The organism is Pseudomonas sp. PP3, from assembly GCF_905336995.1.
GTDB lineage: Bacteria > Pseudomonadota > Gammaproteobacteria > Pseudomonadales > Pseudomonadaceae > Aquipseudomonas > Aquipseudomonas reinekei.
In genome coordinates this window covers 3,078,741-3,097,964 of sequence record NZ_HG995459.1, presented here as the reverse complement: position 1 = coordinate 3,097,964, position 19,224 = coordinate 3,078,741, and the positions used below count along the sequence as shown (strand labels likewise).

The 19,224-nt window shown below is 56.7% G+C and carries 19 protein-coding genes and 1 pseudogene; 4 read left to right on the top strand and 16 right to left on the bottom strand.

Annotated elements, in window-relative coordinates:
- Positions 1 to 6: 6 nt before the first annotated feature.
- The 7 genes and pseudogenes from KHO07_RS29180 to KHO07_RS14095 form a co-directional block, all read right to left on the bottom strand.
- Positions 7 to 268 (bottom strand): annotated as a pseudogene (locus KHO07_RS29180) (SAM-dependent methyltransferase); the annotation flags it as partial.
- A gap of 129 nt (positions 269 to 397) precedes the next feature.
- Positions 398 to 1,633, bottom strand: a complete 1,236-nt coding sequence (locus KHO07_RS14115; protein WP_212627523.1) for an MFS transporter — start codon at positions 1,631 to 1,633, stop codon at positions 398 to 400.
- A gap of 670 nt (positions 1,634 to 2,303) precedes the next feature.
- Positions 2,304 to 2,510 carry a hypothetical protein gene (locus KHO07_RS14110; RefSeq protein ID WP_075944504.1) on the bottom strand — a complete coding sequence of 69 codons (207 nt, stop codon included), beginning with the start codon at positions 2,508 to 2,510 and terminating at the stop codon, positions 2,304 to 2,306.
- A complete protein-coding gene (locus KHO07_RS29395) occupies positions 2,500 to 2,634 on the bottom strand; it encodes a hypothetical protein (RefSeq protein WP_256574619.1) in 135 nt (44 codons plus the stop codon). Before KHO07_RS29395 ends, KHO07_RS14110 begins: the two co-directional genes overlap by 11 nt.
- 97 nt (positions 2,635 to 2,731) lie before the next feature.
- The gene (locus KHO07_RS14105) at positions 2,732 to 2,911 is read right to left on the bottom strand and encodes a hypothetical protein (protein ID WP_139315735.1); all 180 of its coding nucleotides are present in this window, start codon (positions 2,909 to 2,911) and stop codon (positions 2,732 to 2,734) included.
- A gap of 266 nt (positions 2,912 to 3,177) precedes the next feature.
- The gene (locus tag KHO07_RS14100; protein WP_075944506.1) at positions 3,178 to 3,795 is read right to left on the bottom strand and encodes an isochorismatase family protein; all 618 of its coding nucleotides are present in this window, start codon (positions 3,793 to 3,795) and stop codon (positions 3,178 to 3,180) included.
- A gap of 104 nt (positions 3,796 to 3,899) precedes the next feature.
- Positions 3,900 to 4,748: a pirin family protein gene (locus KHO07_RS14095; protein WP_075944507.1), complete on the bottom strand. Its 849-nt coding sequence runs from the start codon at positions 4,746 to 4,748 to the stop codon at positions 3,900 to 3,902.
- Positions 4,749 to 4,863: 115 nt separating this feature from the next.
- Here KHO07_RS14095 and KHO07_RS14090 point away from each other — a divergent pair, with 115 nt between their 5' ends.
- Positions 4,864 to 5,790, top strand: coding sequence for a LysR family transcriptional regulator (locus KHO07_RS14090; protein ID WP_178134545.1), 927 nt, complete (start codon positions 4,864 to 4,866; stop codon positions 5,788 to 5,790).
- 26 nt (positions 5,791 to 5,816) lie between these two features.
- Here the strand turns inward: KHO07_RS14090 and KHO07_RS14085 are convergent, their stop codons facing one another.
- From KHO07_RS14085 to KHO07_RS14045, 9 genes are all read right to left on the bottom strand, one after another.
- Positions 5,817 to 6,389, bottom strand: coding sequence for an SDR family NAD(P)-dependent oxidoreductase (locus KHO07_RS14085; RefSeq protein ID WP_085702107.1), 573 nt, complete (start codon positions 6,387 to 6,389; stop codon positions 5,817 to 5,819).
- Positions 6,386 to 7,033, bottom strand: a complete 648-nt coding sequence (locus tag KHO07_RS14080; protein ID WP_075944509.1) for a TetR/AcrR family transcriptional regulator — start codon at positions 7,031 to 7,033, stop codon at positions 6,386 to 6,388. Before KHO07_RS14080 ends, KHO07_RS14085 begins: the two co-directional genes overlap by 4 nt.
- A gap of 152 nt (positions 7,034 to 7,185) precedes the next feature.
- Positions 7,186 to 8,628 carry an NADP-dependent succinate-semialdehyde dehydrogenase gene (gene gabD, locus KHO07_RS14075; RefSeq protein WP_212627522.1) on the bottom strand — a complete coding sequence of 481 codons (1,443 nt, stop codon included), beginning with the start codon at positions 8,626 to 8,628 and terminating at the stop codon, positions 7,186 to 7,188.
- A gap of 80 nt (positions 8,629 to 8,708) precedes the next feature.
- Positions 8,709 to 10,352 (bottom strand): acetolactate synthase large subunit, encoded by a 1,644-nt coding sequence (locus tag KHO07_RS14070; protein ID WP_075944511.1) that lies wholly within the window; start codon positions 10,350 to 10,352, stop codon positions 8,709 to 8,711.
- A 307-nt stretch (positions 10,353 to 10,659) separates the two neighbouring features.
- Positions 10,660 to 11,589: an FAD-binding protein gene (locus KHO07_RS14065; RefSeq protein WP_075944512.1), complete on the bottom strand. Its 930-nt coding sequence runs from the start codon at positions 11,587 to 11,589 to the stop codon at positions 10,660 to 10,662.
- A 2-nt stretch (positions 11,590 to 11,591) separates the two neighbouring features.
- Complete coding sequence (locus KHO07_RS14060; protein WP_075944513.1) at positions 11,592 to 12,341, bottom strand: electron transfer flavoprotein subunit beta/FixA family protein; 750 nt, start codon at positions 12,339 to 12,341, stop codon at positions 11,592 to 11,594.
- A gap of 192 nt (positions 12,342 to 12,533) precedes the next feature.
- The gene (locus tag KHO07_RS14055; RefSeq protein ID WP_075944514.1) at positions 12,534 to 13,376 is read right to left on the bottom strand and encodes a CoA ester lyase; all 843 of its coding nucleotides are present in this window, start codon (positions 13,374 to 13,376) and stop codon (positions 12,534 to 12,536) included.
- 12 nt (positions 13,377 to 13,388) lie between these two features.
- Positions 13,389 to 14,552 (bottom strand): acyl-CoA dehydrogenase family protein, encoded by a 1,164-nt coding sequence (locus KHO07_RS14050; protein WP_075944515.1) that lies wholly within the window; start codon positions 14,550 to 14,552, stop codon positions 13,389 to 13,391.
- 55 nt (positions 14,553 to 14,607) lie between these two features.
- Positions 14,608 to 15,435 (bottom strand): MaoC family dehydratase N-terminal domain-containing protein, encoded by an 828-nt coding sequence (locus tag KHO07_RS14045; protein WP_212627521.1) that lies wholly within the window; start codon positions 15,433 to 15,435, stop codon positions 14,608 to 14,610.
- 294 nt (positions 15,436 to 15,729) lie between these two features.
- Here KHO07_RS14045 and KHO07_RS14040 point away from each other — a divergent pair, with 294 nt between their 5' ends.
- The 3 genes from KHO07_RS14040 (at position 15,730) to KHO07_RS14030 (ending at position 19,023) form a co-directional block, all read left to right on the top strand.
- On the top strand, positions 15,730 to 16,926 hold the full coding sequence (locus KHO07_RS14040; RefSeq protein ID WP_090321802.1) for an acetyl-CoA C-acetyltransferase: 1,197 nt from the start codon (positions 15,730 to 15,732) through the stop codon (positions 16,924 to 16,926).
- A 157-nt stretch (positions 16,927 to 17,083) separates the two neighbouring features.
- Positions 17,084 to 17,977 carry an MBL fold metallo-hydrolase gene (locus KHO07_RS14035; protein WP_075944518.1) on the top strand — a complete coding sequence of 298 codons (894 nt, stop codon included), beginning with the start codon at positions 17,084 to 17,086 and terminating at the stop codon, positions 17,975 to 17,977.
- A gap of 143 nt (positions 17,978 to 18,120) precedes the next feature.
- The gene (locus tag KHO07_RS14030) at positions 18,121 to 19,023 is read left to right on the top strand and encodes a LysR substrate-binding domain-containing protein (RefSeq protein WP_075944519.1); all 903 of its coding nucleotides are present in this window, start codon (positions 18,121 to 18,123) and stop codon (positions 19,021 to 19,023) included.
- Positions 19,024 to 19,224 lie beyond the last annotated feature (201 nt).

Here is a 19,224-nt window from a genome sequence, read left to right as displayed (position 1 = left end):
TGCTACTCAGATCACCATTAAGACTGTTTTACACGTTAACCAAGCACCCCAGAACAGACTGCTGAAAAGCGGGTAGCGTCCCCAAAAACCGCATCATGCAAAAGCTTCTGAACAGCCGCCTCAGAATGTGGAGGGTCAGCGCCTTGAAGAATTTTTCCAAGTTTGACTTTCACTTCATCCGGACTAGCTCCGTGCCGCCGCCAACGTTGCGTATAGACATCGAGGAGACCGGCTGAGTGGCATAGGCATATTAATCAAAAACAATAAGCCAAGTGGATCGACTTATTTTTCCTTTGGGTGGATGCATAAAAGATACCTGAATAAACCCGGATGGTATCCGGGTTTATTTAAGCGTTAATCCGCGTGCAATATGTGGCCACCCTTAAAATATTTCATTTCATGTTGCCTCCTGCCGGTTTGCCGAAGCGGGTTCGAGTATGATGTCCTGAGTCACCAACTTTGGCTTTTCGGGCATGAACCATATAACGCATGCCGAGACGAAAAAAAATCCGGCGCAAACCATCAAACCAGCCGCCAAACTGTAGTATGTTGCGATACCGCTTAGCAATAACGGCGCAAGAGCGGCCAAGCCGCGCCCGGCGTTGAAGCAAAACCCGGCGCCCAGCGTTCGAACGTGAGTAGGATACAATTCGCTGAAATATGCACCGAACAAACCCGCGAAGGCGATGAAAAATGCATACAGGGCACCAAGCCAGAGCAGTGTGTTTGCCTGGGAGGCATAAATATAAACTGGTAACATTACCGTGGTGCATACGAGGGAAATGATGATAACTTTTCGCTTTCCAATAATGTCCGCCAAGTATCCGAAGAAATTCAGACCAATAAAGTTGCCAATATTTAGTATGGCCATGAAGGTTGCCATGGAACTCAAACTCAAGCCTCGTTCTTGGACTAGATAGGTAGGTAGCCACGTATTGGCACCCCAGTAGCCGAGCAGGGCAAAACTGGCTGCTGTAGTACCCAGTAGAGTCGATTTTATGAGCGCCGGTGAGAAAATCTCAGTAATCGTAGCGCTTTTTTTGAGGCTAAGATTCTGCGCCTTGGCTGCCTTCCATGCAGGTGTTTCTGGAACCCAGAAATAGATGTAAAGCACAGGAATAACGACCATGCCGCCTGCGTAAACAAACATGGTCCGCCATTCGGGTAGCATGTATTTTGCCGCTAATGACGCCGCGATAGCACCAATGGCAAACGCGCTGATTGCAAGTGACGTCGCTCTGGCCCGTTGATGTGATGGCCAACTTTCAGCGATGTATACTGCGACAATTCCCCACAGGCCGCCCAGCCCAAGTCCGGAAAGAAAGCGCAGACCCATGAATACATAAAGATTTTCAATGCTCGAGAGTATCGCTGTTAATGAACCAAACAGTAGCAAACAGGTAAGCATAGCCTTTCTTCGCCCAAAGGTGTCTGCGTACCAGCCAGCAATAACACTACTTACTCCAATACCTAAAAGAGTGGCGGTTGCCAAGAGTCCCCCTTGGTTAATATTGAGGTCCATGTCCTGCCTGATCACTGGCAGTGAAAGTGAAAGCATTACAATTTCGATCGCATCAAAGAAATATGCTATAAAGCAACCTATCAATACATGCCATTTCGATATTTTATTCATTTTTATTTTCCTATCTGTTTGGATGTGGCGATTGACATATTTATGCATTGGTAGATTGGCAATGGTCAATGTGACACGTTGCCTAATGCAATCAATCATAGAGCCGAGAGTTTTTATTTTGGCGTTGAAGGGATGTGGAACGTTAATGAGTTTTACTTTTTGGGAAGATGAGTTTTCAAATCTAGCGCAAGTGCCATTTTAATGTGAGGTTTGGATGATCGGGCTCTAATAATCTGCGTCAGCGGATCTAGATGTGTGGAATAGTCATATTCAAGCCTTATTTTTAATTATTATGTGCAAAAGTAGATCTGCTTTGAGGACAAACTAGAGGCTAAGGAAGCTGGAAACAAATAATCTGGTTTATGCTTATGAATAAATCTCGTTTATAGGATGAATGCGAAGGTACATGCGGAGACTGCCTCCTTGGTCAATGCGTTATAAAACGGCCACTTAGCGCATTTTCTGAGCCTTGTGGGAGTGCTGACGTCCTTCAGGAGCGGTCACGGAAATTGGTAACTGAATGTGTAATATTTGATGGTGACCCGAAAGGTCGCGGTTTCAAACCAGACAAACGTCACTCCAAGCGTGAGAGGCGAGATTTTAGCTGCCCTTCCATACTCGTCTTCCCAAGATGAGTTGGCTGACTCTCGTTAAACGGGCTGAGCCAATCTCATAACTGAACGTGTTTCAGCCTGGCATTCACACCATTGGCCAAGTCGGCTAGAGCGTCGCTGGCCCTGCAGGTCTGAAAGGAACGCACCGCTGATTGTGCGGATAAGTCGCGGATGCGTACCAAATTGCTGTCCACCTCATGCGCCACTTGCACCTGTTCTTCATAAGCGCTGGCAATCACGGTGTTGCGCTCGTCAATGGCCATCACCGAACTTGCGACCAAGGCTGTAACTGCTGAGCATCAACGCGCTCATTTCGTGGGTGGCCGAGGACAGCTGGTTGGCGGGATCACCCGCATGAATCAGGGTGCCGCGAAGGATTTTCCGCATGCGCTCCATGGATTTCAGCAACAGGGCCGCCCGTCGCTGCCGGTGATGTGGATACGAGAAGGGCGCAGGTCACCGCCGGCGACCGTTTCCGATGCAGTCAGTGTCTGGCTGATGGGCAGGCCAAACTCAGGGTCAATCGCAAGGCCAGCAACAGAGTGGTCCGTTTGGCATTCAGGTAAAACTGCGTGGCTTCGGTGCTGGACTTGATTTTCGACGCGTCGTGAAGTTGTTCAAGCTTTTCCAGTTGATCGATCATGGTCCGAGCGACCTTGTCCATGTCGGCCCACGCCAACTGAAGACCTGCATCGCCTCGGCCGTTTTTGATCAGTTCATGAATCACATCCGCCTGGCTGACGCAGCGTTGGTAAGTGATTTTGAATCCCTCGATCAGCGCCCGTTCCTCCGGCTAGGTCACCAGCAGTAGGTTGTTTCCAGGGCTTTGTTCCGCGAGCAAGCTAGCTCCTGCAGGTTTTATTTTAGCAGGAGCGAGCCGGCTGGCGATGGACTCTAGCGGATGATAGGCCAAACGGTGGCGCCGTTCGCTTAGCCTTTGGCCGCCATGAAACTACCCAGCAGGTTGCCATAGAATGGCAGGTGTAAGCCCATGATCTGGGCCAGTGTTTCGCCGGTGACGTTACGCCAGTCCGCTTGCAACTCGGCGGCTACTGCGACCCATGTCATCGGAACGACACCTGCCTGGACCATGCGGGCGAGGGCGACTTCCTGCACCAGCTTGTTCCAGGTACCCGATGCATCAATCACCGCGTACACGTCATAACCGGCCTTGATCGCCGACAACGCGACGAAGGTGACGCAGACTTCGGTGGAAACGCCCGCCACGATCAGTTTCTTGCGGCCGGTTTTCTCGATAGCCTCGACAAAGGCCGGGTTACCCCACGCATTGATTTCACCCGGGCGGTGAATGATTGGAGCATCGGGCAGCGTCTGGGTGATGATTGGCAGCACCGGACCGTTGGGGCCATCTGCGGCGCTGGTGGTGATGATTGCGGGCAGGTTGAAGGCCTTGGTCAGCTTTGCCAAGGCGGCCACCGCAGTCATGTATTCGGGCAGGCTTTGGTCCTGCACGCCGTTGGACAGGCCGGTCTGGTGATCGACAAACACGACGGCGGCGTTGTCAGCTGACAGACGATCGTAGCTCATGGGGTTTCTCCTGGGTTTTCAGTCGGCTTGCAGCCGGTGATGCGGCCATGGAATCCATGGCCGTTGCGACGATTCGTGGATCGCCGGGATGATTTCAGTGAGGTTCAGAGGGGAGGCAGTTTGCCCATCTTTCCTTCCACGTAGCGGGAGTAGGCGGCCTGGAGTCCGGCCTGATCGTTCATGATGAATGGGCCGTACACCGCCACCGGCTCTTGTGGGTCGAAGCCGGAAAGAATCAGCACATGGGCGTCTTGGTCAGGGACAAGGTGTACATCTTCCGGCTGCGACAGACTTCGGGCGGCAATCGCTTGATGTGCCGTTAATGATCGTTGTTCGCTAAAGGCGCTAAGAGTGAGAGCACCCGACAGCACGTAGATCAGGACGTTTTGCCCGTTGGGTACCGAGTAGGTGAAGCTGGCGCTTAGGGTCACATCCAAGAAAGTAAACGGCTCAACCGGCGCGATGGGCCCTTCGATTTCATTGAAGCACCCCGTCAAAATCCGTACCCGCGCTCCTTGCCCGGTGACCACGGTCGGAACCTGGTCTGCGGATGCATGGATCACGCGCGGCGGCAGATTTTTGTGCGACCGGGACAGGTTGACGAACAGTTGCAGTCCGTGTACTTCCTCGCCGTTGACGGCAGGGTGCTCATCGTGGACCACGCCGTGGGCAGCTTGGGTCCAGACCATGGCGCCGGGCTCGATGACCAAGTCGTGGCCAAGGGAGTCTCGGTTTCGCAGGCCGCCAGTGGAGTCTTCGAAGAGATATGACACGGCGGAAAAACCGGCATGGGGGTGCGGTGCAAAGGTCGGGCCGCTCGCACGGAAATGATCAAATCCCATGATTGGGGCGCTGAACCCCGTCAGTGCGTCCAAATCAAGGCGATGTGCGGAAAATTGAGCACCCAGTTCAGCCTTTTTGGCTTCAGCTATTGGGGAAAACTTGATCGACATCTTTGTCATCCTTCGCACGTATTTATAGCGCTGTTTTCATGCGATGAACTGTAAACTAGGCATTAATCATCGATAAGATGGTCAAATCACCCAAGACTGTTGCAGGGCAGCACCAATGATTGATGACCTCAATGACCTTCAATACTTCGTCCTCGTGGTGCGCCATAAAGGCTTTACCGCTGCCTCAAAAATCTCGGGTGTTGAAAAAACGCGTTTAAGCCGCAGGGTGGCTATCCTCGAGTCGCGTCTGGGTGTACGCCTGCTAAACAGAACTACCCGTCAAATTGCCTTGACTGAGGCAGGCTCGCACTTTTATGCGCAATGCCTGACCGTGGTCGAAGGGGCCAATACGGCGTTCGACAGCATTGCCAACCTGCAAATCGAGCCGGCGGGTATGGTCCGGCTCAGTTGCCCGCAAGTGATGGCGGAGACGTATTTGTCGCCGATTCTGCCGGGCTATCTGTTGATGCATCCCAAGGTACGCCTGGAACTCAATGCAACGGATCGCGAGGTCAACTTGATCGAGGAGGGCTTCGACCTCGCGCTCAGGGCCCGCCCGCAAATCGAAGATTCGGCCGGACTGGTTGCGCGAAAACTCGGCGTGGCTCGGCGTGTGCTGGTGGCCAGCCCTGCATTTATCGCACGTTGTGGCCAGTTGGAGTCGCCAGAAGATCTCAAGCAAGTAGACACACTTTGCCGTCCGGGAGACGTTCAGGATGGTAAGGGGAGATGGTTGCTGGAAAATGGGGGAAGCAGTTGTCTGGCTGCTCACACGCCGCGGTTATTATCGGATGACTTGAGGATGCAACTTGAGGCGTCGATTCATGGTCTCGGTGTAGCGCTCCTTCCAGAACCCATCGCTTCATCAGCTGTTGCACGCAATCAAGTGGAGTTGGTACTTCGTGGCTGGACAGGTGCGGAACATATTATTCACTTGTTGTTTCCAAAGCCGAAGGGAATGCTGCCATCGGTAAGGAGCTTGATTGACTACCTTTCCATCCATTTGCCCGCGAGCATTCAAGAACACAGCGTCGTTATCTGAGTTGAATATTATTCAATGACCAACGTTCAGGTCATTGAAGATGAACGCCTGGACTCTTTTAGTCTTGGGTTATTTCCACGTCCTGCTGCGATCACGCTGACACGAACGCGATGGGGTGTCAGCGACTGGGTCAAGGCTCGGCTCATGCGGATCAGGCTACTGTTGGGCCGCAGACATGGATTGGGTTCGCTTATGGCGCTCGGTGGCGGCTCAATGGTCACAATACTGCCGCCATGTTCGCTATTCATCATGTGTAAATTGGTGCAGTGGACGATGTGATCGTTCAGTGGAGTGTATTCGTGTTCGCCGCTGTTGTTGATCAGTACATCGACGTTGCCCAAGCACTCTTGAATCGTTGCCAGCGCTGCCTCCACACTGACACGGCATTCGCTGTTTAGGCTGACGGTCAACACCACGGCGCCTTCGCAGCGCAGATCCGCCGCCAGTTGAACCAGTTGCCAGGAATGCTGTGCACCAATGGCCACCTGCGCTCCGGCGCGGGCGATGAGGCGAGCGAAACGCGCACCCAACCGGGTTGAGGCATCTACGACCCATACGACTTTTCCTTCCATGGAAAACGATTGCTGCGGGTCGGTCATCGGCATAGTTCCCTTGGCACGACTCTTCGAGTAATGGAAGGTCGGCGGTCTGGTACACCGGCCACAGCGACTAGAGTGGGGCTGAGCATTCTCATCACCAGTTCGGAGTAATGTCGGATCACCTCATCGATGCCCCAGCGTTCATCGGCCTGATACCAGACACAAGCGTGGGTCAGCATATTGAGCAAGGTGCGCGCCATCTGCTTTGAATCGGCGCAAACGAAAGCCCCCTCCCTCGCGCCCTGCTCGAGTAAGTCCTGCAAGGTTTTCAGGTATATCTGTCGAGCCTGGCAAACCTGTGATAACGATTCCTCGTCCAGGCTTCGGAGTTCGAGGTTGCCTAACATCGCTTGGTCTTGATGTTCCAGGTGGTAGCGTATATGGCACGAAATAAAGGAGCGCAGTTGTATGCTGGCGCTGACATTAGCGGCGGGGCAGTTGCGATTCCACTCGTGACCCAGACTCTGGAGGTACTCCAGGATTAGTTCCAGCAGTAACTCACTTTTGCTTTTGTAATACAGATAGAGCGTCGAGACATTGACCCCGGACTCAGCCGCCAGTTGACGAAGACTCATCGACTCATAGCCGTTACGGGAAATCAGTTTGATGGCAGCCAAGCGAATGGTGCTTTCAGTCCTGTTCATGATGTGATCCTGCGGTCATCCAATTCAACCAGTATCGTTTCGCCAACAATCGCTTCGTCATGAGCAGTCGGGGAGTGGTGCGCGCCATACTTGGCAGTTTTGAATAACTTAATCAGCCCTTCCATCATTGAAAGAGCTGATTCGGTCGCGTGTTACAGGCTCAGGCAGAGGTATTTGATTTCCAGGTAATCTTCGATGCCGTACTTGGAGCCTTCACGCCCCAGGCCCGACGCCTTGATGCCGCCGAACGGCGCGACTTCGTTGGAGATCAACCCGGTGTTGACGCCGACCATGCCGTATTCCAGGGCTTCGGCCACACGGAACACACGGCCCAGGTCGCGAGCGTAGAAGTACGAGGCCAGACCGAACTCGGTGTCGTTCGACATCGCGATCACATCGGCTTCATCTTTGAAACGGAACAGCGGCGCCAATGGGCCGAAGGTTTCTTCCTTGGCGACGGCAGCGTTGTTCGGCACGTTGGTCAGGATGGTCGGCTCGAAGAAGTTACCTTCCATCGGCTTGCCGCCGGACAGCACGGTGGCGCCTTTGTCAACGGCGTCAGCGATGTGCTCTTGAACTTTGGCGACCGCTTTTTCGTCGATCAGCGGACCGGTGGTGGTGCCGGCTTCCAGACCGTTGCCGATCTTCAGCTTGGCGACTGCCACTTTCAGCTTCTCGGCGAATGCGTCGTAGACCGAATCCTGAATGTACAGACGGTTCGCGCAGACGCAGGTCTGGCCGTTGTTGCGGTATTTGGAAATGATCGCGCCTTCGACGGCCTTATCCAGGTCCGCGTCGTCGAACACGATGAACGGCGCGTTACCGCCCAGTTCCAGGGACACTTTCTTGATGTCCTTGGCGCATTCCGACATCAGTTGACGACCGATCTCGGTCGAACCGGTGAAGGACAGTTTGCGTACGATCGGGTTGCTGGTCAGCTCGCTGCCGATGTCGCCGGCACTGCCGGAAACAACGCTGAACACACCAGCAGGAATGCCGGCACGCTGGGCCAGTTCGGCCAGGGCGAAAGCGGAAAACGGAGTTTGCGAAGCAGGCTTGAGTACCATGGTGCAACCGGCGGCCAGGGCCGGGCCGGCTTTACGGGTGATCATCGCGGCCGGGAAGTTCCACGGGGTGATGGCAGCGGTCACGCCGATCGGCTGCTTGATCACGATCAGGCGCTTGTCTGGCTGGTGGCCCGGAATCACGTCACCGTAGATGCGCTTGGCTTCTTCAGCGAACCACTCGATGAAGGAAGCGGCGTAAACGATTTCACCCTTGGCTTCGGCCAATGGCTTGCCTTGTTCCAGGGTCATCAGGCGAGCCAGGTCGTCCTGGTTCTCGATGATCAATTCGAACCAGCGACGCAGTTTGCCCGCACGTTCTTTGGCGGTCAGTGCACGCCAGGCCGGCAGCGCCTTGTCAGCGGCTTCGATCGCACGGCGGGTTTCGGCAGCGCCCATTTTCGGCACGGTGCCCAGAATTTCGCCCGTTGCCGGGTTGTTGACCTTGATCGTCTGACCATTGTCCGCATCGACCCAAGCGCCATCGATGAAGGCTTGCTGGCGGAACAACTGGGTGTCTTTAAGCTGCATCATGAACTCCAGTGTTGTCATTGAACGCGGGCGGCACGGCATCGCGGCACCGCCCCTGAGATTGAATGATGATAGAAGGATCAGACCAACGCGCTTCTTCTCTTGAGTTCGCTGTTGAGAATGAAATCATTCTCCGAGTAGTCCACGGGGCAATCGATCACGTGCACACCCGGCTCACTGATGCAGCTCTCCAGCAGTGGAAGGAAGCCTTCGGCGCTTTCTACCCGGTGGCCTTTAGCGCCATAGCTTTGTGCATACATGACAAAGTCCGGGTTGCCATAGTCCAGACCGAAGTCGGTGAAGCCCATGTTCGACTGCTTCCAGCGGATCATGCCGTAGCCGTCGTCGCGCAGGATGATGACCGTGAGGTTCATCTTCAAACGCACGGCCGTTTCCAGTTCCTGGCTATTCATCATGAAACCACCGTCACCGCACACGGCGACTACCGGGCGGTCCGGGTAGACAAGATGCGAGGCCATGGCCGACGGCAGGCCCGCGCCCATGGTCGCCAGGGCGTTGTCCAGCAGCACGGTATTGGGCTTGTGGGCCTTGTAGTTACGCGCGAACCAGATCTTGTAGATGCCATTGTCCAGGGCGACGATGCCTTCTGACGGTAAGGCGCGACGCACGTCAGCAACGAAACGCTGCGGGTAAATCGGGAAACGCTTGTCGTCCGCGCCCTCGATGATCTGTGCTTCGTTGGCTTCGCGGATCGCCATGAGGCGACTGAAATCCCAATGAGTCTGGATCTGCAGCGCTTCACCGATCTGCCACACGGCGTTGGCAATGTCGCCCACCACCTCGATTTGCGGGAAGTACACAGGATCGACTTCGGCAGAACGGAAGTTGATGTGGATCACTTCGGTACCGCCACGGACCATGAAAAATGGCGGCTTTTCAATGACATCGTGGCCGATATTGACGATCAGATCGGCGGCTTCGACAGCGCGGTGCACGAAGTCTCCAGCGGAAAGGGCAGCGTTGCCGAGAAAGCGTGGATGACGCTCATCCACCACGCCCTTGCCCATTTGCGTGGTGACAAAGGGGATGCCGGTGCTGTCAATCAATTGCTTGAGCACCTTGGCCGTCATCTTGCGATTGGCACCTGCACCGATAACCAGAATCGGGCTACGGGCCGCCTGCAGTTTCTGAACGGCTGCTTCGATGGATTTGTGCTCGGCCAAAGGGCGTCGATGCAAGCTCGGCGGGACAGGCAGGCTATCCGTCTGCTCGGCGGCGATGTCTTCTGGCAACTCCAGGTGCACGGCACCGGGCTTTTCTTCCTCCGCCAAGCGAAACGCTTCGCGTACACGGGACGGAATGTTGTCGGCAGAAGCGAGCTGGTGGGTGTACTTGGTCAGTGGCTGCATCATGCCGACCACATCGAGGATCTGGAAGCGACCCTGTTTGGACTTTTTGATCGGTTTCTGGCCGGTGATCATTAGCATCGGCATGCCGCCCAGGTAGGCGTAGGCTCCGGCGGTGACCAGGTTGGTGGCCCCTGGACCAAGAGTCGACAGACTCACACCAGTCTTGCCTGTCAGCCTTCCATAGGTGGCAGCCATGAAGCCGGCGGACTGTTCGTGGCGAGTCAGTACCAGCTTGATTTTCGATTTTCGCAGGGACTCAAGCAGATCGAGATTTTCCTCGCCAGGAATGCCGAATACAAACTCGACACCTTCATTTTCCAGACATTGCACAACGACATCGGCAGCCTTGGCCATTTTATTGATCTCGAATTAAGGGGCAGCGGATTGAGGTTCCATTAAAGACTCGCGAAGCTGAAAAACGGTTAAGTGGGTAACACCATTGTCCTCCAGCATCTGCCACATGATCCCTGCAATCGGACCGGCGAACGGTTTTCCACTTAAACGAACCTCAACATACAACGAGGATTTAACTCATTTTTATGGGGGGAATAATCCTCGCGCCGCCGCATAAATAATAAAAGCGAATTGTACGCATTGATACTATTTGCTTTTGTTATATATATTAAGAGGCCCGATTCAACCCTCTGGTCATTCCTGATATTTAAACCAGCGAAACCATTTCGGGCACAGCTTCAAACAGATCAGTCACCAGCCCGTAATCGGCCACCTGGAAGATCGGCGCTTCTTCGTCCTTGTTGATCGCCACGATCACTTTGGAGTCTTTCATGCCGGCCAGGTGCTGGATCGCGCCGGAGATACCGACCGCGATGTACAGCTGTGGAGCAACGATCTTGCCGGTCTGACCGACCTGCATGTCGTTGGGTACGAAACCTGCGTCGACCGCGGCGCGCGAAGCACCGACGGCAGCGCCCAGCTTGTCGGCCAGGGCGTACAGGTGTTTGAAGTTGTCGCCGTTCTGCATGCCGCGGCCGCCGGAAACGACGATCTTGGCAGCGGTCAGTTCAGGACGATCGGACTTGGCCAGTTCTTCGCCAACGAAGCTCGAGGTGCCAGCGTTGTGCGCAGCAGCAACCGCTTCAACAGCAGCCGAACCACCTTCAGCAGCCACCGGGTCGAAACCGGTGGCACGCACGGTGATCACTTTGACCGCAGCGTTCGACTGAACGGTAGCGATGGCGTTACCGGCGTAGATCGGGCGCTTGAAGGTATCAGCGCTTTCCACCGAGATGATCTCGGAGATCTGGTCAACTTCCAGCTGAGCGGCAACGCGCGGCAGGATGTTTTTGCCGTTGGAAGTCGCGGCAGCCAGGATGTGGCTGTAGCCAGCGCCCAGCTCGGCTACCAGCGGCGCTACGTTTTCCGGCAACTGGTGAGCGTAGGCAGCGTTGTCGGCCACCAGCACTTTGGCCACGCCAGCGATTTTCGCAGCGGCTTCAGCCACGGCGCCAGCGCCCTGGCCAGCGACCAGAACGTGGATGTCGCCGCCGATTTTGGCAGCGGCAGCCACGGTGTTCAGGGTGGCCGGAGCCACTACCTTGTTGTCGTGTTCAGCGATTACCAAGATAGTCATGATTAGATTACCTTCGCTTCGTTTTTCAGTTTCTCGACCAGTTCAGCCACCGACTTGACCTTGATACCCGCGCTGCGTGCAGCAGGCGCTTCGACTTTCACGGTCTTGTTGGTGGAGGCGGTGGAAACGCCCAAAGCGTCCGGAGTCAGCACTTCGAGAGGCTTCTTCTTGGCTTTCATGATGTTTGGCAGGGACGCATAACGCGGCTCGTTCAAACGCAGGTCGGTGGTGACGATGGCCGGCAGTTTCAGGGAAACGGTCTGTGCGCCGCCGTCGATTTCGCGGGTCACGGCAACGCTGTCGCCGGACACTTCGACTTTCGAAGCGAAGGTGCCCTGACCGTAACCGCTCAGTGCAGCGAGCATCTGGCCAGTCTGGTTGTTGTCGCTGTCGATGGCTTGTTTGCCAAGGATTACCAGCTGAGGCTGTTCCTTGTCGACAACAGCTTTGAGCAGCTTGGCAACGGCCAGGGAAGTCAGATCTTCAGCGGATTCGACGAGGATGGCGCGGTCGGCACCCAGAGCCAGCGCGGTGCGCAGTTGCTCTTGAGCGGTGGACGGGCCGACGGAAACGACGACGATTTCAGTCGCAACACCTTTCTCCTTCAGGCGTACGGCTTCTTCCACTGCGATTTCGCAGAACGGGTTCATCGACATCTTGACGTTGGCGAGGTCGACGCCGGAGTTGTCCGCTTTCACGCGGATCTTGACGTTATAGTCGACCACACGCTTGATCGATACCAAAACTCTCATAGCAGGGGGCCTCCAAACAAATTTCATGCGCAGTATCAGTGGGCGATATCGGTGTCGGCCATGGAGCCCGCGTTGCTGGGCTCACAGACCGCGTGAATACCTCCTGAGTTACCGCCGCCGGTGGGCGTCGTGGGCGTACCGGCGGAGGCAACTCTTTATGGGTGTCTTTTAAATCGGGTGTATTCGGACGTATCAGCGATCAGCGTCAGGCTTCGTCGGTGTGGTCCATGCACTCAGGGACAGAAATTGCCTAGCGCGCGCCATCACCGGGGCATCGATCATTTCGCCATCGAGTCTGAAGGCGCCTCGGCCATCGGCCGCATCGAGGACGTGGCGGGCCCAAACCAGTTCTTCCTCCGTCGGTGCCAGGGCGGTGTGAACCACGGCAACCTGTTTCGGATGAATACACAGCATCCCGGCGAAGCCCATATTGCCAGCGGTGCGGGCGTAATGTTGCAGACGCTCGCTGTCTTCGATGTTCGAGAACACGCTTTCCAGCGGAGCGGCCAGGCCGGACAGACGAGTCTGCAACAGCAAGGAGTACCGAACTTGATCGAACATGCGTTCTGCGCCATAGCTGGTCACGTCCAGGCCCAGATCCAGCCCAAGGTCCAATCGGCCGTAGGTCAGGCGCACGACACCGGGTACGCGTGCCATAGCCGGTAGCGCATCAAGGCCCAGGGCACTCTCAACGATAGGAATCATCATCTTGCCCGTCGCAGATACCCGCAGCAGTTGCTCCGCCGTTTCAGCCTTGGGTAAAAAGATGCCTTCGACGCCTGGGTGACAACACATTTCCAGGTCGGCTTGATGTTCGGCATGGCCGGCCATATTTACCCGAACCCAGACGCGGGCAGTGGTGTTGGTGTCAAGGAACGCGCTCAGGTTGGCGCGCGCCTTGGCTTTTTGTTCTTCTTCGACCGCGTCTTCGAAATCAACGATAACGATATCTGCGCCGCTGATCAGCGCCTTCGTAAAGCGCTCCGGGCGATTCCCCGGAACGAAGAGGGCAGAACGCAATGTTGGGTTATGCATCGGCATCTTCCCTCAGAACGAGCGGGGCAACTCGAGCAGATGCTCGGCCACGTACGACAGGATCAGGTTGGTTGAGATCGGTGCAACCTGGTACAGACGGGTTTCGCGGAATTTTCGCTCTACGTCGTACTCGCAGGCGAAACCGAAGCCACCGTGGGTTTGCAAGCAAGCATTAGCCGCTTCCCAGGACGCCTTGGCTGCGAGGTACTTGGCCATGTTGGCGCTTGCGCCGGCGTTGATTCCGCTGTCGTATTCTTCGCAGGCGCGCCAACGCATCAGGTCAGCCGCTTCGATTTCGATGTGGGCTTCCGCGATCGGGAACTGCACGCCCTGGTTTTGTCCGATCGGACGGCCGAATACCACACGGTCGCGGGCATAGGCGCTGGATTTCTCGGTGAACCAGCGTCCATCGCCGATGCACTCGGCAGCGATCAGGGTACGCTCTGCATTGAGGCCATCAAGGATGTAGCGGAAGCCTTTGCCTTCTTCACCGATCAGGCTGTCGGCCGGCAACTCAAGGTTGTCAAAGAACAATTCGTTGGTTTCGTGATTGACCATGTTGGCAATCGGCTGCACGGTCAGGCCCTTGCCGATGGTCTCGCGCAGATCGACGAGGAAAATCGACATGCCTTCAGACTTCTTCTTCACCTCCGCTAGCGGTGTGGTGCGGGCGAGGAGGATCATCAGGTCGGAATGTTGGATACGCGAGATCCACACCTTCTGGCCGTTGATCACGTACTTGTCGCCCCTGCGCACGGCGGTGGTCTTGATCTTGGTGGTGTCGGTACCAGTGGTAGGCTCGGTCACACCCATCGATTGCAGGCGCAGTTCGCCACTGGCCAGTTTCGGCAGGTAGTAGGTCTTCTGCGCGTCGCTGCCATGACGTAGCAGCGTAAACATGTTGTACATCTGGCCGTGAATGGTGCCGGAGTTGCCGCCACAGTAATTCACTTCTTCCAGGATCACCGAGGCTTCGGCCAGGCCCAGGCCGGAACCGCCGTACTCTTCGGGGATCATTGCCGACAACCACCCGGCCTGGGTCATGGCGCTGACGAAGGCTTCAGGAAAACCTTTTTCTTCATCGATCTTGCGCCAGTAGGCAGCGTCGAACTCGGCACACAGGGCGCGGACGCCTTCACGGATGGATTTGATGTCTTCGCTGTTACGGTGGCTCATGGAGCGTTCCTCGAATTGGGCGTCCGCGACCAAGGCGGGCGCATTTTTTATAGAGTCAGTCGAAATGCACTTCGGCTTGCTGGCAAAGGCCGCTCGCATTGCTTGCCCACAGTTCGGCGGTGCCGGAACCCGTGTGTCGTCCACCGAGTTGGAAGTCGTCCGGGGCAATCAGCGGACGCAGCCCGCGGAAACTAAAGCGGCGCACGCGGGCCAGGGGATTGGCGCGCACGAAAGCAGTCATGCTCAGGGTGGCGGTCAATGGGCCATGAACTACCAAGTTGGGGTAGCCTTCGGTCTCTGTGACGTAGGGCCAGTCGAAGTGAATGCGGTGGGCATTGAAGGTCAATGCGGAATAGCGGAACAGCAACACCGGAGTGGGGCTAAAGTTCTCCCTCCACTCGGATTCAGGCACTGGCTCACCTTGCCCCAGCTTGGGTGGGCTAGGCTCGCGGTAGACAATGTCTTGTTCTTCCGAGATGCATAGCTGGCCGTCCTGCCAATACTCATGCTTGAGTGTCACGAACAGCAGCGAGCCCGTGTGACCGGTCTTTTCCGCGATCTTTTCGATCCGGGTCTTGCGGGTGGCTTGCAACCCCACGCGCAACGGCTCGATGAAATCCAGGCGCCCGCCAGCCCACATCCGGTTGCGACCATGAGCCGGCGGCATGAAAGTGCCGAGTGCCGGGTGCCCGTCCGTACCCAGATCGCTGCTGTCGGCTGGCTCCGTAAAGAAGCACCAGTGCCAGAGCCACGGAAGTTCTTCACCCTGACCAGGAACATTCACGTTGAAAGTCGCGGCAATGCGCTGGATCAGGTTACGGCTGAACTGGTCGTGGGCTTCCTGGGTACGTCCCAGCCATTGGGATGGATCGAAACTGAGCATGTCTGGCATCCGCTGATGTTGTGCGATGCATGATGCTAGGAGCGTGGCGAGAGGGGGAATTAGCTTTTGCGGAAGAGGGGGTCAACTAATGGCTAAGGAGGTAGGCCATTCAGTTTTAGCGGTGAGGGTTTTAGCGGTGAGGGTTTGAGCGGCAAGGCAAACGCATCCGCTGGATCACAGGCACAACTCAGGAGCTTAAGCCAGGCGAAACGCGGGCTTTCGCGATGCAAAATTGCCGGCGCGTTCGTTGACCGCCCATGCTGTGCGCATTGCCCCCATTGAGGTTGAGCTGCAATGAAAAACGCGCTGATCGTTTCGCCCCTTCGCACACCCATCGGCAAGTTTGGCGGCGCGCTGGCTCCGCTCACAGCCGAGCATTTGGCCTCGTTCATGATTAGCCAGGTGATGGCGCGCACGGGAGTGCCGGGACACTCACTGGACGAGGTGATCGTCGCACAGTCCTACGCCTCCAGTGAGGCACCGTGCATCGGTCGATACGCTGCGTTGTCCGCGGGCCTACCTGTTGAGGTGCCGGGCTACACGCTGGATCGTCGTTGCGGCTCGGGCCTGCAGGCGGTGATCGATGCTTCCATGATGGTCAAAACTGGCAATGCCGAAGCGGTGCTGGTGGTTGGTGTAGAGAGCATGAGCAACATTGAGTACTACAGCACCGACATGCGCTGGGGCGCGCGAGCTGGCAGCGTGCGCTTTCATGACCGCCTGGAGCGCGGTCGCGAGCGTTCGCAGCCTTCCGAGCGATTCGGGCACATTTCCGGGATGCCGGAAACCGCCGATAACCTGGCCCTGGACTATGGCATTAGCCGCGAGGAAGCGGATAGCTTCTCCGTGCGCAGCCACCAGAATGCCGCGGCTGCCTGGCGAGAAGGGCGCTTCGCCGATGAAGTGGTCGCGGTAGATGTGCCCGGCAAGCGCGGCGCCGTCACGCGGGTAACAATAGACGAGGGCATTCGTGAGGACGCCAGCCTCGAAAGCATGAAGGCCCTCCGCCTCATTCGCCCCGAAGGCGTGTGCACGGCGGGCAATTCCAGCCAGCAGAACGACGCGGCAGCGGGCTGTCTGGTGGTGTCGCCGGAGTACGCCGCGCGTCACGGATTGACGCCAATGGCGCGTCTGGTGGACTGGGCCGCCGCGGGTTGCGAACCCTCGCGTATGGGCATCGGGCCAGTACCTGCCACGCAAAAGCTGTTGATGCGAACCGGGTTGAGCCTGGCCGAACTGGACTTGATCGAGCTCAACGAAGCCTTCGCTGCCCAGGCCCTGGCGGTGCTCAAGGCCTGGGGCCTGGACGACTTGTCCCGGGTGAACGTCAACGGTTCGGGGATTTCGTTGGGCCACCCCATTGGGGCCACGGGTGTGCGCATTATGACCACGCTGTTGCACGAAATGCGTCGGCGCGAGGCACGCTATGGCTTGGAAACCATGTGCATCGGTGGCGGCCAGGGACTGGCGGCGTTGTTCGAGCGCGTTTGATCGACCGATGCCGTTTGCGCGGCTGTACACTCGCCTTAAGCGCTTCTTAAGGTGCTGTTAACGAGATATCAACTGCGCAGTCGGTACCGGCAACGGATAATCCGGAAAAACCAGCGGCACAGCCGCGAACTAACAAAAACCGTTGAGGTACAAAGCCATGATGCAGTCCCGCATGATCGGAGACATTAAAGTTACCCGTATTCTTGAATACGCGGGCCCGACCCATGATCCCGCGTTCCTGTTTCCGGGCATGGAGGAGGGTGTACTGCAACAGCACCGTGACCTGATGGCGCCAAATCACTGGATCGAGCACATGAACAAGTTGCTGGTCACTATCCAGTTCTGGATCGTGCACGTGGGCAGCAACATCATTGTGATCGACACCGGCGTCGGTAACTTTAAGCCGCGGCCGGGCATTGCGCGCATGAACATGCTCAACACCCTGGTCAAGGAGTGGATGATCGCCGCTGGCGCACCGCCCGAGAAAGTCACACACGTGGTCATCACCCACCTTCACTCCGACCATGTGGGCTGGAACACCACCTGGCAGGACGGCCGCTGGGTGCCGACGTTCCCCAATGCGCGTTACTACCTGCCCAAGGACGACTTCGATTTCTGTCACCAGGGCAAGAACAAGGAAGCCGGCGTGATTGACGTGTTCGGAGAGTCGTTTTTCGACAGCGTGATGCCGATCGTCAACGAAGGCCTTGCAGAAATGATGTTGCCAGGTGAAGAAATCGCCGATTGCCTGGTGGTCGAAGCTGCGCCGGGGCACAGTCCTGGTCAGGTGGCTTTCCGTGTGCGATCTCAAGGGCAAGAAGGTATTTTCTGTGGCGACATCCTGCACAGCCCGATCCAGATCGTGCGCCCGGACATCAACTCCGGTTACTGCATCTGGGAAGACATCGCTCGCCGCACCCGTCTGGAATTTCTCAATAACGCGGCCGACCGCGAAGCGCTGATCATGCCGGTGCACTTTGGTGAGCCGCATTGCGGTTTCATCCGTCGCCAGGGCAACGGCTTCGTGTTCGAGCCGTCGCACTGGGTTTGATACCGGCTTGTTTGCCGTGCTTGTAGTTTGCCGTGCTTGTAAAGTAGCCGCGACCGCGCCGGTCGTGGCTATGTTGAATGCCACTAGGCAGACTCAATGTACTGTGAGTACAGTAAGTCTCACTTGGCAGGAACCGTCCGACCATGGCGATGCATTTCGATATCACCGATTTCCGTCTGTTCATCAACATCGCGGAAACCAGCAGTCTTACCCGCGGCTCCGAGCGCTCGTTCCTTTCGGTGCCCGCAACAAGCAACCGTATCAAAAACCTGGAAGAAAACCTCGGCGTGCGCTTGCTCGAGCGCTCGCCTCAGGGTGTGACCCTGACCAACGCCGGCAAGACCTATTTACAGCACGCGCGGGTGATCCTATCCCAGCTGGAAATGCTCACCGGCGATCTACAGCAATACACCGACGGCCTCAAGGGGCAGTTGCGCCTGCAAGCCAACACCACCGCGATTACCGAATACCTGCCGCCGGTGGTGGGTGAGTATCTGATCAGTCATCCGGATGTGCACATCGACATGCGCGAGCGTCTCAGTGACGACATCGTGCGTGCCGTTCGCGAGGGCAGCACCGATCTGGGCATCGTGTCCGGGAGCGTGGTCACCGACGGCTTGCAGAGTGTGCCGCTGGTATCCAGCCGTTTGATGGTCATCGCGCCGCTGGATCACCCAATTCTGTTGCGCGGTGATGTGTTTTTTAAGGAAACCCTGCAATACGCCTTTGTATCGTTGCTCGAGGGCAGCGCAATCAATGTGTTCCTCAGCCGCGCCGCCGCCGCGTTGCACCTGCCGCTGACCATTCGGGTACAGGTTGCCAGTTCCGACGCCATCTTCCGTATGGTCGAAGCAGGGGCCGGTATTGCCATCGTGCCTCAGGCCAGTTACGACCGGCTCAAGGGGCGGCAGGGTATCGGTGCCTGTCAGTTGCTTGATCCCTGGGCGGTGCGGACCTTCCAGCTCTGTTCCCAGGATTTCGACGGCCTCTCGACCTTCGCCCGCGAATTCGCCGACGCGCTCATCGAGCGTTACCGCACGGTCTAGATCCGCCTGAATTGCCTCCCCATAGATGCAGAAATCCACTGTAGGAGCTGCCGCAGGCTGCGATCTTTTGATTTTGTTTTTAAAAATCAAAAGATCGCAGCCTCGTTGCACTCGATAGCTTCTACAGGGTTTCGCGCATGTTACGCAGGCAGCCATTAATCGATCGTTAATTCGCCCTTTCGAAGTCCGAAATTGTGGGCC